Source organism: Streptomyces sp. NBC_01314, assembly GCF_041435215.1.
Lineage (GTDB): Bacteria > Actinomycetota > Actinomycetes > Streptomycetales > Streptomycetaceae > Streptomyces.
In genome coordinates, this window is record NZ_CP108394.1 from 6,826,228 (window position 1) to 6,840,818 (window position 14,591).

Annotated in this window: 11 protein-coding genes; 3 read left to right on the forward strand and 8 right to left on the reverse strand. The window is 70.4% G+C overall.

Annotated elements, in window-relative coordinates; genetic code table 11:
* Positions 1 to 60 precede the first annotated feature (60 nt).
* From OG622_RS30280 to OG622_RS30295, 4 genes are all read right to left on the reverse strand, one after another.
* On the reverse strand, positions 61 to 1,752 hold the full coding sequence (locus OG622_RS30280; protein WP_371579788.1) for an LCP family protein: 1,692 nt from the start codon (positions 1,750 to 1,752) through the stop codon (positions 61 to 63).
* 274 nt (positions 1,753 to 2,026) lie between these two features.
* Positions 2,027 to 3,778, reverse strand: coding sequence for an LCP family protein (locus OG622_RS30285; RefSeq protein WP_371579789.1), 1,752 nt, complete (start codon positions 3,776 to 3,778; stop codon positions 2,027 to 2,029).
* A 244-nt stretch (positions 3,779 to 4,022) separates the two neighbouring features.
* Positions 4,023 to 5,219: an LCP family protein gene (locus tag OG622_RS30290; protein WP_371579790.1), complete on the reverse strand. Its 1,197-nt coding sequence runs from the start codon at positions 5,217 to 5,219 to the stop codon at positions 4,023 to 4,025.
* Positions 5,220 to 5,487: 268 nt separating this feature from the next.
* On the reverse strand, positions 5,488 to 6,243 hold the full coding sequence (locus tag OG622_RS30295; protein WP_371579791.1) for a TIGR03089 family protein: 756 nt from the start codon (positions 6,241 to 6,243) through the stop codon (positions 5,488 to 5,490).
* 120 nt (positions 6,244 to 6,363) lie between these two features.
* On the opposite strand from OG622_RS30295, the gene OG622_RS30300 reads away from it, so the two are divergent.
* Positions 6,364 to 7,824, forward strand: coding sequence for a peptidoglycan recognition protein (locus OG622_RS30300; RefSeq protein WP_371584269.1), 1,461 nt, complete (start codon positions 6,364 to 6,366; stop codon positions 7,822 to 7,824).
* 263 nt (positions 7,825 to 8,087) lie between these two features.
* Positions 8,088 to 9,170 (forward strand): sugar phosphate nucleotidyltransferase, encoded by a 1,083-nt coding sequence (locus OG622_RS30305; RefSeq protein ID WP_371579792.1) that lies wholly within the window; start codon positions 8,088 to 8,090, stop codon positions 9,168 to 9,170.
* 197 nt (positions 9,171 to 9,367) lie between these two features.
* Here the strand turns inward: OG622_RS30305 and OG622_RS30310 are convergent, their stop codons facing one another.
* From OG622_RS30310 to OG622_RS30325, 4 genes are all read right to left on the reverse strand, one after another.
* The gene (locus OG622_RS30310; protein ID WP_371579793.1) at positions 9,368 to 10,369 is read right to left on the reverse strand and encodes a DNA-3-methyladenine glycosylase; all 1,002 of its coding nucleotides are present in this window, start codon (positions 10,367 to 10,369) and stop codon (positions 9,368 to 9,370) included.
* Positions 10,370 to 10,581: 212 nt separating this feature from the next.
* Positions 10,582 to 11,913 (reverse strand): coenzyme F420-0:L-glutamate ligase, encoded by a 1,332-nt coding sequence (locus OG622_RS30315; RefSeq protein WP_371584270.1) that lies wholly within the window; start codon positions 11,911 to 11,913, stop codon positions 10,582 to 10,584.
* 83 nt (positions 11,914 to 11,996) lie between these two features.
* Positions 11,997 to 12,956: a 2-phospho-L-lactate transferase gene (gene cofD, locus OG622_RS30320; protein WP_371579794.1), complete on the reverse strand. Its 960-nt coding sequence runs from the start codon at positions 12,954 to 12,956 to the stop codon at positions 11,997 to 11,999.
* Between the two features lie 73 nt (positions 12,957 to 13,029).
* Positions 13,030 to 13,527 (reverse strand): cysteine dioxygenase family protein, encoded by a 498-nt coding sequence (locus OG622_RS30325; RefSeq protein WP_037693027.1) that lies wholly within the window; start codon positions 13,525 to 13,527, stop codon positions 13,030 to 13,032.
* Between the two features lie 720 nt (positions 13,528 to 14,247).
* On the opposite strand from OG622_RS30325, the gene OG622_RS30330 reads away from it, so the two are divergent.
* Positions 14,248 to 14,511 carry a WhiB family transcriptional regulator gene (locus OG622_RS30330; protein ID WP_003975777.1) on the forward strand — a complete coding sequence of 88 codons (264 nt, stop codon included), beginning with the start codon at positions 14,248 to 14,250 and terminating at the stop codon, positions 14,509 to 14,511.
* Positions 14,512 to 14,591 lie beyond the last annotated feature (80 nt).

Here is a 14,591-nt window from a genome sequence, read left to right on the forward strand (position 1 = left end):
GCGTGTACGACGACCGGTCCACGACGAGACGACCGGTCTACGACGACTGGTGCACGACGGCTACCAGGTGAAGCCGGGGTTGACCTCCATGCAGGCGTCCGTCTTCGCGCCGTTCAGGGTGTCCGCCGACTCCGGAGTCGTGTCGTCCTCCTTCTCGGCCTTGTACGTGCTGCCCTCACGCCAGTCGGCGCCGACGACGAGTGTGACGCCGCTGACGTCGGTGGACTTCTCGACCTGGCCGAGCGGGATTCCGAGGGCCTTGGCGACCGCCTGGGCGTCGCCCTCCAGTTCGGCGCTCGGGTAGCGCACGACCGTCTTCTCCTGGACGACCGCGGTGGTCGCGTCGGACGTGGCCTTGGCGAAGCCCTCCTCGACGAGCAGCTGGGACACCGTGTGCGCACGGCCGCCGACGGGGGCGAGGGTGGAGGTCATGGTGCCGTTCTTCACCAGCACGCCGATCTCGTCCTTCGCCGCCGCCGGGTCCTCGGTGGTCGCGTCCTCGGTGGTGGTCTTCTTCTTGTCCTTGCCGTCCAGCGCGATGTCGTCGCGCACCAGCCGGAACAGCTTCTCCGCGTCGCCCTCCTTGGGCACGACGCGCGCGCCGACGTAGGTGAACGGCATCGTCGCCATCGTGATCCGGGCCGGCTCGACCTTGCGCAACTCCGTGCCGAGGTCGAGGAGTTTCGCCACATCGCCGAGGCCCTCGTCGACGGTGAGCGCGTCCGTGGCCTCCTCGGCGAGCTTGCGCAGCTTGTTCGGGTTGGTGATCGTGGCGTTCTCGCGCAGCTCGCGGACCATCGCGTTCATGTACTGGTGCTGCGCCTTGGCCCGTGCGATGTCGCTGCCGTCCTCGAAGCCGTACCGGGTGCGCAGCCACTGCAGGGCCTGCTTGCCCTTGATGAACGTGGTGCCCTTTTCCAGCTTCAGCCCCGAGCCCTTGCCCTCGCTGGTGTGCGAGTAGATGTTGGCGTCCACGCACACCGGCACACCGCCGATCGCGTCGGCCATCGACACCACACCGGAGAAGTCGACCATCATGAAGTGGTCGATGCTGATCCCGGTCAGCTTCTCCCAGGTGGCGACCGTGCAGCCGGGGCCGCCGCGCTCCAGCGACTGGTTGGTCATCGTGTAGGTGAGCGCCCGGTACACCTCGCCGCTGTCCGGGTCGGTGCACTTGGGGATGTCGAGCAGGGTGTCGCGGGGCATGCTGACGACCGACATGTTGCTGCGGTCGGCGGACAGGTGCAGCAGCATCTGGACATCGGCCAGCGGCGGGCCGTTGAAGTTCTCCTTGGCGCCGCCGAGCTTCTGGTTCTCCGCGCTGTCCCGCGCGTCCGAGCCGATGATCAGGATGTTCAGCGGGGTCTGCCCGGCCGCGTTCGGCGTCGGCTCGGCGACCTTCGTGTCGCCGAGGTTCAGCTTCTCCTTCTTGATGTTGCCGTTGAGGTGCTGGTAGTAGAGATAACCGGCACCCGCGGTGCCGAGTATCACGACCGCCAGGACCGTCGCGGACCAGCGCAGCACCCGTCTGCGCCGGGGTCTCGCGGCGGTTTTCGCGCGCCCCCGCCCGCCGCCGCTGCCGCCACCGTTCCGGCGGCTCCCTCGGCGCTGCTCGGGGACTTTGACATCCGCGTCGTCGTCCTTGCCGTCCGAGCCGTCCGAGCCGTCCTGCGCTGCCAGGTCCCCGTCCTGCGCGCCGGGTTCCTCCACGCGCGGCCGCCCCCCGTCCCCGCGCACGTCACTGCGTACCATCTCCCTGCCCCTCCCCACCCTGCCGTGGCGGGACCGTCCCCGCCTCCTGTTGGACTGTCGAGACCCCAACTCGGATGTACTCATGTTCTGTTGAACGCGTCATAGGTTCCGACCGGATGACATGCGGACACGGGTCGGTACGGCGGCACCGCCGCCCTACGGCATTTCGACGACATTCAGAACCGACCGGGCGGGCGCGTCCCCGCGCCCGCCCGGTGATCACCGTTCAGCTGTACTCGCGTCCGGTAAGACGCGCCACGACCCCGTCAGGTCATCAACTGGCGCACTTTTCCTTGTCCGCGGTGTTCTTCTCGACGTCCAGGTCCGCCGCCGACGTCGCGCTCAGCGGCACCCCGGCTCCCTCGAAGTCCTTGCCGAGGGTCAGCACCATCGAGGGCAGTCCCTGCGCGTTGGTCTCGCTGTTGCCCTTGCCGGGTTTCAGCGCGGACGCGGACAGACCCATGAGGTCGGCCAGCTTGCGCGCCTGGTCCGCCTGGCCGGGGTCGTACGCGAGGGTGGTCTTCGACAACGTCTTGTCGGCGTTGCCGAGCTGGCTCGACTTGGTCACGCCGACATCATTCTGCAGCCAGTTAAGAGTGGCCTGTGCGCTGCCGGACTCGGCACCGCCGTTGTAGACGCTGACCCGGACCTCGGAGGCGTCGGCGCGCGTGCCCTTGAGCTTCGCGGCCTCCTTCTCCTTCTTCTGCTTCTTCACCTCGGTGAGCGAGATGTCGTTCCGGATCGTCGAGAACAGCTGCTCCGCCTTCTGCGGCATGGGCAGCACGGTCGCGCCGTCGGTGTTGTCGACGACCGGGACGGTGGTGAAGGTGATGTTCTTCGTCTTGACCTTGCCGACCTCCTGGCCGAGCGAGGCCAGCTTCTTGATGTCGGTGATGTGGGAGTCGACGGACAGGGCGTCAGTGGCCGCCTCAGCAAGCGACAACACCTTCGTCGGGTCGGTGAGCGTGTCCTTGGACTTCATCTGGCGGATCATCGAGCTGAGGAACTGCTGCTGCAGCTCGATGCGGCTCAGGTCGCTGCCGAGGCCCACGCTGTAGCGGGTGCGCAGGAATGCCAGCGCCTCCTCGCCCTCGATGGTGTGCTTGCCCGCGCTGAGGTCCAGCTTGGACTTGGAGTCCTTGATGTCCTTCGCCAGACAGACCTCGACACCGCCGATGGCCGTGGAGAGCGTCTTCACCGCGTTGAAGTCGGCCACCATGAAATGGTCGGGCTTGATCCCGGTCAGTTCTTCCACGGTACGCATCGTGCAGCTCGGGGTACGACCGTCCTGACCGAGGCTTGTGTTGAACCGAACGTTCTGCGTACCCCGGATGTTCTCCTTGGAGCCGTCTTCCTGCGTCGTCAGGCAGTCCGGGACGTCCACGATCATGTCGCGGGGGATGCTCATCGCGGTCGCGTTCGTGCGGTCCTTGGAGACGTGCAGCAGGATCGTGGTGTCGGCGTGGCCGACGCTTTCCTTGTCGCCGTAACTCTCGTTGCCCGCGCCGGTGCGCTTGTCCGTGCCGATCACCAGCAGGTTGATCGCCCGGTCCTTGCTGAAGCCGCCGGTGCCCGCGCCGTCGTCCGAGATCTTCTGGATGTTGTCGTTGAGGTGCTGCACGTAGAGGTAGCCCGCGGCGCTTATCCCGACCAGCAGGAAGGCCAGCGTGCCGCCCGTCCACACCAGGATCCGCTTGCCCGTGGACTTCTTCTTCTGCTTGGTCCTGCCCCGGCCGCTCCGGCGGCCCGGCAGCGGGTCCTCCTCGGGTGTGCCCCGCCGACGCCGGGGTCCCGGCAGCGTGTCGGGGATCTCCCGGGTGTCCGTGGCCGCCGAGGCGGAACGCGCGGACGCGCTCGCCGTCGCCCTGGCCCCCGCCGCGGCGGGCGCGGCCCGACGCGGCCTCGGCACCGCTGACTGCGGTGCGGAAGGACCCAGTCGCAGTTCGTATTCACCGGTGCTCGGGTTGAGTACCCACTGGTCTGCGGGGTCGATGTCGTCCGCCCGCCCACGGCCTTGCGCGTCCACGGTTTCTGATTCCTCCGTCGGGGCCACGCGGCGCCTTCCCCCTCAAAGGACGCTCGGGTCTCGATGCAAGTGGTGCGCGACCGAGAAGGTCTGACGCACCGGATCGCTCACACTAGCCGCCCGATCAGGCGCGAAGCGACGGCGGTGACAAATTGCACGTCCCTACAACTGGGCAATCTGCCCATTTCCTAAAGCATTTGTTCCTTGTGTTGACGCACGCTTTACCTGCGGAACCCCTTCGAGGTCACTCGCAGCCCTCCTCCGCGGCCGTACTGCCGCGAAAAGTCGGCATCGGATCCGGTGTCCCGGAGAGGCTTCCCGAAAGCCCTTCCGCATGCCCTTCCCGCGCCCCGTCGGGCAGTTCCCGCGCGACCGCCAGGGGTGCGTCGGTGCGCAGTCGGGCGAAAAGGCTCCGTGCTGCCGGTTCGACGAGCTCATCACGATTGGTGTCATACGCATATGACTTCCGGGGAACGGTCAGGAATTGCACCTTTTCCATGGGAAGCGTGCGCAGACCGCGCACAAGGTCGTAGAGCCCGCGCAGACTCGCCAGTCCCGGATCCGTGGTGAGTGATGACGTGGCCGCGTCCAGTACCGGATACAGCTTCACCGGATTCAGCAGTACGTCATTGCTGCGCACCTTGGTGGCCAGCGCCGCGAGGAATCGCTGCTGCCGGTCCATCCGTTCCGTGTCGCTGCCGTCCCCCAGCGACTTACGGGCCCGCACGTACCCCAGCGCCTGCTCGCCGTCGAGCCTCACCTTGCCCGCGGGCAGCCGCAGTCTGGCCTGCTTGTCGTGAATGGGCTCGGTGAGACAGACCTCTACCCCGTCGACGGCGTCGACCATCTCCTTGAAGCCGCTGAAGTCCACGACGACGTGGTGGTCGATCCGGATATCGGTCATCCGCTCGACCGTCCGAATGGTGCAGGCCGAACCGCCGCTCTGGAACGCGTAGTTGAACATGGTGAACACCGGTTTGGTGCGACGTCCGTCCGCCCGCCGGCAGCTCGGCACATCCACCATCAGATCCCGTGGCAGCGACACCGCGGTCGCGCTCCGCCGGTCCGCCGCGAGATGCAGCAGGATCGTCGTGTCCGACCGCTCCGTGCCCGAATCCCGCCCGTACTCGCCGTTGTCGTCCCCCGACCGCGAGTCCGACCCGATCACGAGGATGTTCTGCGCGCCCCGCACCAGCGCCGTCGGCCGCTCCTTCTCGAACCGTGCCAGCTCGTCCGCGGCCGTCCGGTCCGACGTGATGTTCCCGTCCAGCTTCTGGTACGCCGCCCACCCCACCCCCAGGGCCCCCACGACCATCAGCACCGCCCCGCCCCCCACCCATCGCACCCACCGCCGCCGACGCCGACGTCTGGGCCCGAGCCCGGTGGGTGAACCACCCACACCGGGCCCCAGCCCAGGCGCCCTGCCTCCGACGTCGTCCACTTCCGGCCACCCCTCACGGCGTACGAGCGAGTCGTTGCTCTTACGACGATGGCGCGGGAGGGGGTGCGGGGGCGGCCGGGGCTAGGCCGAACGGGGGGTGGGGTGCTGCCCTGTGGGCGCTGTTCCACGGGGCTCAGGGGCGGCCGACCTGCTTCTTTCCAGGGGCGCGGGGCTGTGGCACATGCGGCTCCGCCGCGTGGGCGCGAGCAACCACGACGCACCCGCAGCCGCTCTACGACCTCACCCGTACGACTTCACCCCCACGGCGTCACCGCGCGGTCGAGGTAACCCGCTCACTCTCGATCCGCTTCGCGAGCGCGTCCTCACCCAGCTGCCCAAGATGCCGACACAGCACCACGGACCCTCCGGTGGCGAGCGGCCCGTACAACCCCGCGGCCAACCCCTCCCACGTGCCGTAGGGCAACCCCGACAACAAGCGGGACCCAGGACCCGTCAGCCCGAGGTCACCCGCCTCCGCCCGGGCCCGCTCCACGACCTCCGCCCCGCTGAACTCCCGCCCGGCCACGACCAGCGCCGCCTCCTCGGGATCCACCGGCGCGTACGCCACGAACCGATCCCCCTGCGACGGCACCTCGACGGCGTAGTCGGCGAATCCCGGAGGGGCCTGAGGGAAGCGCCCCCCGAGCGGCCGCAACGCGAGAGCGATCCGCTCCCCGGAGCAGGCCCGAGCCGCGTCCAGCGTGTCCGGCCCGCTCACCACGATGTCGGCCGCCCCCGGATCCCCGGCGACGTCGGCGACGACCCCCACCGACGAACACGCCAGCAGCCACACCGCCGTCTGCCAGTGCGCCGGCAGCAGCAGCGCGACCCGGTCACCGGGCTCCGCCGACAACTCGCCCTGAAGGAGGTTCGCGGTCTTTGCCACCCAATTGGCGAAGGTGGCCACGGACAATTCGACCCGCTCGCCCGTGGCATCGTCGTAGAAGGTCACCAGGGGGCGCGCGGGATCCGCGGCCAGCGCGGATCGCAGCAGGTCGGCAGGGGTGCGGTCGGTGGCGTTCACCCGCGTAAGCGTACGCGGGGACCGCTCGCCCGCGGTCCTGGGGCGGACCGGAATCGCCACCGGTTCGGCGGAACGGAGCCGACAGTCCGTCAATTCCGCGATGGACAGATATGTATGAGTATGTCCAGGATCGGACGCATGCGTAGATCACGATTCCTCGCGTCCTCGATCGGCGTCACCTGCGCGGCGGCACTCGCCCTCCCGGCGGCACTCCCGGCGACGGCATCCACGGCGACCCCGACGGACTCGTCCTCCACGACAACCCTGGCCCGGGCGCGAACCCCGGCCCTGACCGCTCCGCTCGCGCTCGCGCCCGCGCCCGGCAGCACCCAGTCACTCCCCCTCGTCCCCCTGGGGGCCGACCGGAACCTCGGTCCGGCCGCCGCCGCGCAGGGCCTCGGGAAGCGGGACGTACGGTCCTTCTCCCTGGTCGGTGTCGTCTGGGACAACCCGGACACCGAACTCCAGGGCCGCGTCCAGGTCCGTGCCCGTGCGAGGGACACCGCCCGCTGGTCCGGCTGGCAGGACGTCGAGACGCACAACCACGAGCACGCCGCCGACCCGGACACCGCCGAGCGCTCCTCGGGCCGTGTGCGCGGCTCCACGGCCCCGTTGTGGGTCGGAGACTCGGACGGCGTCGAGGTGCGCGTACGCGCCGAGACCCAGGGCCGTACGACCGCTCGGGGCGTCCAGATGCTTCCGGACGGTCTACGTCTGGAGCTGGTCGACCCCGGCCTGGGCGTACCGGAGGGCGCGTCGGGACCGGGCGTCGGGACGGGCGCCGTGCACGCGGCCGACCGCCCGCCCGTCGGCACCCCCGTGGACGCCCCGCGGCTGGGCACGCTGACCGCCGAGTCCGCCGCCGCCTCCGCCGTCAACGCCGACCTCGCGCCGCTCGGCGCCACCGCGATCCCCGCGCTGTCGCGCAAGAAGACGGAAGAGCGGCTGGCGAATGTGATGCCCGGGGTGAAGCCGTACATCGGACCGCGTCCGCGCATCGTCACGCGGGCGGGCTGGGGCGCCGACGAGAAGCTGCGCGAGCGCGACTTCCGCTACACCAACCGGGTCAGCGCGGCCTTCGTCCACCACACGGCGTCGGGCAACAACTACAAGTGCGCGCAAGCCCCTTCCGTCATCCGCAGTATCTACCGCTACCACGTCGTGAGCAGCGGCTGGCGGGACATCGGCTACAACTTCCTCGTCGACAAGTGCGGAAACATCTACGAAGGCCGCGCGGGTGGTGTCGCGAAGGCCGTCATGGGCGCCCACACCCTCGGTTTCAACACCAACAGCATGGGCATCGCGGTGATCGGCAGCTTCGGCACCACCAAGCCGCCCGCGGTCGCGGTCGCGGGCATCGCGCAACTAACAGCCTGGAAACTCGGTCTTTACGGGGCGAACCCCAAGGGGAAGACGTACCTCACTTCGGGTGGTGGCAATCTCTACGCAAAAGGTAAGAAGGTGCGACTGCATGTGATCTCCGGTCACCGGGACGGGTTCGCGACCGAGTGCCCGGGGGGGCGCCTTTACGGAAAGCTCGGCACGACCCGCACGCAGTCCGCCCGCTATCAAGGCCGATAGCGCGGCGACAGGGTGACGGGGGGAACCGGGGTACGAGACCCGGCCAGAACCAGTGACCGGCCGGAGGTCACGCCAGGCAGCACAGCACAGACAACACAGGCCGAGGGCGCGCCCGCCGCACCCTCGGCCGACTCCACCGTCGACGTGCCTCACCGCACGTGGACGGTCATCCGCACGGCCGCCAAGGCGCCATGGAACGGTCTGCATACACTGGCCGGTCGAATGACAGTTCGGCCGGTCCCGGCAGGAAGCAGAGACGACAGGTGACAGAAGCGATCCTCCTGGTCGGCGGCAGAGGCACCCGGCTGCGTCCGCTCACGGTGCACACTCCGAAGCCCATGGTCCCGGCGGCCGGAGTCCCCTTCCTCACACACCAGTTGGCGAGAGCCAGAGCGGCGGGGGTCGACCACATAGTTCTCGCCACCTCCTATCTGGCCGAGGTCTTCGAACCCCACTTCGGCGACGGCTCCGCCCTCGGCCTGCACCTCGAGTACGTCACGGAGGAGGAGCCCCTGGGCACGGGCGGCGCGATCCGCAACGCCGCCTCGCACCTCCACTGCGGCCCCGAGGACCCGGTCCTCGTCTTCAACGGCGACATCCTCACCGGCCTGGACATCCGCCGCCTGGTCGCCACCCACGGGACGACCGGCGCGGATGTCTCCCTCCATCTGACCCAGGTGACCGACCCGCGCGCCTACGGCCTCGTCCCCACCGACGAGACGGGCCGCGTCCTGGCCTTCCTGGAGAAGCCCCAGACGCCCGAGGAGATCGTCACCGACCAGATCAACGCGGGGGCGTACGTCTTCCGCCGCTCGGTCATCGACACGATCCCGGCGGGCCGCCCGGTCTCGGTGGAACGGGAGACGTTCCCGGACCTGCTGTCCGCGGGCGCCCATCTGCAAGGGATGGTCGACTCGACGTACTGGCTGGACCTCGGCACCCCCGCGGCCTTCGTCCGCGGCTCGGCGGACCTCGTCCTGGGCCGTGCCCCGTCCCCCGCCGTCCCCGGCCGCTGCGGCGACCGCCTCGTCCTGCCCACCGCCCGGGTCGCGGGCGACGCCAAGCTGACCGGCGGCACGGTGGTGGGCGAGGGCGCGTTCGTCGGCGAGGGCGCCCGCGTCTTCGGCAGCACGGTCCTGGCCGGCGCGGTCGTCGAACCCGGCGCGGTGATCACCGACTCCCTCATCGGAGCCCGCGCCCGCATAGGCGAACGCTCCATCCTCACCGGCGCCGTCGTCGGCGACGGCGCGATCATCGGCGCCGACAACGAACTCCGCACCGGCGTCCGAGTCTGGTGCGACGCCCAAATCCCCACGGGGGCGCTCCGCTTCTCGTCGGACCAGTAACCGCTGGGTGCGTTCGTCGTCCGCGGCTGAGTGGGGGTTGGCCGCGCGGTTCCCCGCGCCCCTGAAAAAGCAGGGGCTGCGCCCCGTGCTTTTTCGGCCCGCAAGGGCCGTAGGCCCTTAGGGGCGCGGGGAACCGCGCGACCAGCCCCCACCGAACCCGCGCCTGGGGGAGGGACGGGTAGGGGCGGAGGGGCGACCTACAACCGCCCGATATCCCCGCGAGGCATCCGCGGCGCCCGCCGAGCCGGCACCCTCCCCGACAACAGGATCAACCGAGCCGCCCGATGCCGCTGCCCCGCATACGGCTCCAACAACGCCAACATCACCGAGTCGTCCGCATCCCGATCCCCCGCCAACGCGAACCCCACGATCCCCGGCAGATGCAGATCCCCCACGGTCACCGCATCCGGCGCCCCATGACTCCGCTGCACGGTCTCCGCCGACGTCCACGGCCCGATCCCCGCCACCAGCTCCAACCGCGCCCGCGCATCCACCGGCGGCATCCGCACGGCCTCCTCCAGCCGCCCCGCCACCCGAACCGCCCGCAGAATCGTCGACGCCCGCTTGTCGTCGACCCCGGCCCGATGCCACTCCCAGGAGGGGATCAACGCCCACTCCCGAGCCGTGGGCATCACGAACATCCCCGGCGGAACGGGCCCCGGCGCCGCCTCCCCGAACTTCCGTACGAGCAACCGCCACGCCCGGTACGCCTCGTCCGTCGTGACCTTCTGCTCCAGCACCGACGGGATCAACGACTCCAGCACCAGCCCGGTCCGGGTCAGCCGCAACCCCGGCCGCCGCCGCCAGGCCATCGCCACGACCCGGTGCCGAGGTACGAAGACATCCGGCTCGTCCGCAGCCCCGAGCAGCGAAGGCACCCCGTCGAGCAGCCACTCACCCCCGGGCCCCCACGCCTCCGCCTCGACGGCCCCACCCCGCATCGCGATCCGCAGAGTCCCGGCCCCCACCGGCGTACGACTGGCCCGCCACACGGACCCGTCCGTCATCGCCCGGAAGGTCGGATCCCAAGGCCCCCGCCGAAGCGGCCCCAGCACCAACCCCAGATCGAGCGCACCCTCCGGCACCCAACTCCGCCGCTTCCCCGCCGCCGCGGCCTGCCGAGGCACCCCACCGGGCACGACGACATCCCCACCCCGCACAGTCGTACGAGTGGGTCGCTGAGGGAAACGTCCGGCCACGATGAGGTCCTGGTAGTGATGCGGCGCCTTGCACGAGAGGTGCCGTGCCGAGCGGTGCTTCGAGCGAGCGGTGCTATGAGCCTAGGCTGCCGCAACGCTTCTCGGGGGCGCAGGGAACTTCGCGGGGAACCGCGCGGGCAACCACGACGAATCCGCCCGCGCACAACGAACGGCGACACCCCCGAACTGGGCGCGCCACCCCCCACCCCACGTCACCGCACCTCGATGAACGCCCCCGCATCCCGCTCACCCCGCGCCGGAGGCGCACCCGAGGCGTGCCCCACAGCGACCGCCCCCATCGGATCCCACCCCTCCGGCAGCCCCAGCACCCCCCGCACGACATCCCGGCAGAACATCGTCGAGGACACCCACGCCGACCCCAGCCGCTCCCCGGCCAGCGCGACGAGGAAGTTCTGCACGCCGGCCCCGGCCGCGACCACGAACATCTCCCGCTCGGCCGCGTCCCGCCGCGCGTCCCCGTAGGAGTGCGCCCCGTCCATCACCAGACACGGCACCACCAGATACGGCGCGGCACGCAGCACGTCCCCGCGCCGCACCCGCTTCGCGATGGACTCCTCGCTCTTGCCGTCCCGCCGCAGGTCCGCGATCCACGCGTCCCTCATGGCGTCGAGCAGCCGCACCCGCGACTCCTCCGACTCCAGCAGCACGAACCGCCACGGCGTCGTGTGATGAGGCGCCGGCGCGGTCACGGCGGCGGCCACGGCCCGCCGCACCGCCCCGGGGTCGACCGGCTCGTCCGTGAACGCCCGGACCGTACGCCGCTGGGTCACCGCCAGCCGTACGGCCTCGGAGGTGCCGAGCCGGAACATGTCGTCCCGCGCCCCCCGGACCAGGGCCTCGGTCCCCTCGCCGTCGTCCGCGGCCACGACATGCCCCAGCCCGCGTACGACGGCGACGGGCAGCCCGGCGGCCTTGCCCTTCACCAGGTCGCCGGCGCCGGCCAGCTCGTCGGCGGTGGCGACGACCGTCGCGCTGAGCGGATTGCCGTGCGCGTCGGTGCCGCCCCGCAGGTCGTCGAGGACGCGCACGCCGGCCGCTCCGATGGCGACGTCCGTCAGCCCGCTGCGCCAGGGTCGCCCGAACGTGTCGGTGACGACGACCCCGACCTCGACGCCGAGCGTGTCCCTGATGCCGTTTCGGATCGCCCGCGCGGAGGCGTCGGGGTCCTCGGGCAGCAACAGCACGGTCCCGGAGGGTGTGTTGGAGGCGTCGACCCCGGCGGCGGCCATGACGAGCCCCTGCCGGTTCTCCACGATCCGCAACGCCCCGCGCCGGGCCACCACCCGTACGGTCTCGGCGTCGATCGCGGCCTCCCGGTCGACCGCCTCGACGATTCGCCCCTCCGCCTTGGACACGATCTTCGAGGTGACGAGCAACACGTCCCCGTCGACCAGCCCCGGCCCGGCCGCGGAGATCAGCTTGGCGAGGTCGTCCCCCTCCCGCACCTCGGGGATGCCGGTCAGGGCCCAGACCCGGTACCCGGGGCCGGGCCCGCCGCCCGAAGCGGGGCCTGCGGCGGTCAGGGACCCGGCGGGAGCCGACTCCTCGCCCGCCGTCACCCCCTCGCCGGTAGCCGTCGTATCCCTGAAGTCTCCGAACTCCCCGCTCACGCTCCCCGTACCTCCTCCGCCAGTGCCAGCGCCTCGCGGGCCATCGTCGCCGTCGCGTCCAGGTCGGTCATCATCAGCGGCACGGCCCGGCACCGGATCCCGGCGGTCTCGACACGCTCGACGACGCCCGCGTCGACGGTGTCGACGAGCCAGCCGTCGAGCAGCCCCGAGCCGTAGTGCTCGGCGACGGCCGCGGCGGTGGACTCGACGCCGACGGCGGCGAGGACCTTGTCCGCCATACCGCGCACGGGCGCGTCGCCGACGATGGGGGAGAGGCCCACGACCGGCACCCCGGCCTCGGCGATCGCCTCCCGGATTCCGGGCACGGCGAGGATGGTGCCGACGGAGACGACGGGGTTGGACGGCGGGAAGAGAATCACGTCCGCCTCGGCGATGGCCTCCAGGACCCCGGGCGCCGGCTTCGACTGCTCGGCGCCGACCGGCACGATCGCCTCGGCCGGCACGGAGGCCCGCAGCCGCACCCAGTACTCCTGGAAGTGGATCGCTCTGCGCTCACCGTCCTGCTCGACGGCGACATGGGTCTCGACGCGGTCGTCGGTCATCGGGATGAGCCGCACGCCCGGCTTCCACCGGTCGCACAGCGCCTCCGTGACCGCGCTCAGCGGAAACCCGGCACTGATCATCTGCGTCCGCACGATGTGCGTGGCGAAGTCCCGGTCGCCGAGGCCGAACCACTCGGGCCCGACGCCGTACGCGGCGAGTTCCTCCTTGAGGTGGAAGGTCTCGTCGGCCCGGCCCCAGCCCTGCTCCTCGTTGATGCCGTCGCCAAGCGTGTACATCACCGTGTCGAGGTCCGGGCAGACCTTCAGCCCGAAGAGGTGGATGTCGTCCCCGGTGTTGCCGACGACCGTGATGTCCGCGTCCGGCACGGCCAGCTTCAGACCGCGCAGGAACCGGGCACCACCGATGCCGCCTGCCAGAACCACAATGCGCATGGAAGCAGTCTCGCAGGCGGGTACGACAACGGGTCGCCCACCCGCGACCACGGCCGGTTTCCCACGGTCCCGGTCAGGCCGTGACGGTCGCCGCCCCCGCCGCGCAGGCCTTCGCGTGCATCGGCATGTCCGTCAGACCCGGGTAGTAGACGTGCAGACTGATGGCCGGTTCCAGCGTGTCGTTGACGACCTCGTGGGCGTAACCCGGCGCGAAGACGCGCTGCGCGCCCGCGCCGAGCACGCGCGTGCCCCGGTCGGTGCGCTCGGTCAGCGTGCCGTCGAGCACCGTCAGTACGCCGGAGGAGCCCCCGTGGTCGTGCAGCCCGGTGCCCTGACCCGGCACCCACGACAGCAGCCACACCTCGTACCCGGGACCGGTCAGCAGCCGGTGGTACCAGCGCGTGGTCGCGTCGTACTCGACGAGGTGCTCCCACCGGGAGCGGTCGTCGGCGAGGGAACGGGCCAGTCCGGCGAACTCGGCCACGGTGACCGGGTGTTGGCGCGGCGCCTGGAGGAGGTGCGGTACTTCGAGAAGGTCGCCGGCGATCTGGAGGTCGCTGTCGCTGTTCATGAAGTGGGGAGGTCCTCGACGGAGAGTGCGTGGGGGAGGGCGGGGTGTCACGTGCCGTCCGCCCGGGTCGCGGGCGGGGCGGATGCCCGGTTCCGGGCCAAGGGGAACGGCGGCCGAGCCGGGAGGGGCTCAGTGGCAGCCGGAGCGCGTGAGGCTCAACAGCTGGAACAGCGACAGCTACAGCGACAGTGAGCAGCACCGAGGGACCCGGCGGAGCGGGTCGAGGTGAGTGCCAAGTTCGCGAGCATGCCCACAAGCACAGCGGTTCATACCTTCGCTGTCAACTTCACGTCCGGTATGTGGATGCCGGTTCACCTCTTTCGGTGCATCCGCGCGGCGAAAGGTTTGTGCGTGGGGTGTCGGGGAGACATGGCGTCCAACCGGGCAAGCCGTCGGCACGCGCGCGTGGAGCGTCGAGGGTGCGTCCGGAGCGAGTCGACTCGAACGAGTCGGAACGAGATCGAACTCCTGGGCGTCCTCTCCCGTAAGGGAAGGAGAACCCCCTCCGGAACTCCCGCCTGCCGTCAGGCTGCTGTCAGGGTTTATGCCGATTTGAACACTTTCCGCATAGCCTTGGTTCCGCAGAGTGAATAAGGGGCTCAATAGCAGATCTCGGCTTGACTCGCCCGTAGCAGCACACTTGTAATTTCACTCGTGTCGTTCAGCCGAAATCGGTAACGGCCGCACGACGGGGACGCGAAAGACGGACGAGGGGCGCACATGACCGAGCTCGTGCAGCAACTGCTGGTCGACGACGCGGACGAAGAACTCGGCTGGCAGGAGCGCGCGCTGTGCGCCCAGACCGATCCCGAGTCCTTCTTCCCCGAGAAGGGCGGCTCGACCCGCGAGGCCAAGAAGGTCTGTCTCGCCTGCGAGGTCCGCTCCGAATGCCTTGAGTACGCCCTCGCCAACGACGAGCGGTTCGGTATCTGGGGCGGCCTGTCGGAGCGCGAACGCCGCCGCCTCAAGAAGGCAGCGGTCTGACCCGAGCCGGAACATCCGACCCGCCCCGGAACAGTCGAACAGGAATAACCGAACACGTACGGCCCGTCGCACGTGGGTTG

Excerpts from the sequence above, each read along its gene's own strand:
- OG622_RS30280 (WP_371579788.1), bottom strand. The coding sequence starts at position 1,752 with ATGGTACGCAGTGACGTGCGCGGGGACGGGGGGCGGCCGCGCGTGGAG.
- OG622_RS30300 (WP_371584269.1), top strand. The coding sequence starts at position 6,364 with ATGTCCAGGATCGGACGCATGCGTAGATCACGATTCCTCGCGTCCTCG.
- cofD (WP_371579794.1), bottom strand. The coding sequence starts at position 12,956 with ATGCGCATTGTGGTTCTGGCAGGCGGCATCGGTGGTGCCCGGTTCCTG.
- OG622_RS30325 (WP_037693027.1), bottom strand. The coding sequence starts at position 13,527 with ATGAACAGCGACAGCGACCTCCAGATCGCCGGCGACCTTCTCGAAGTA.
- OG622_RS30330 (WP_003975777.1), top strand. The coding sequence starts at position 14,248 with ATGACCGAGCTCGTGCAGCAACTGCTGGTCGACGACGCGGACGAAGAA.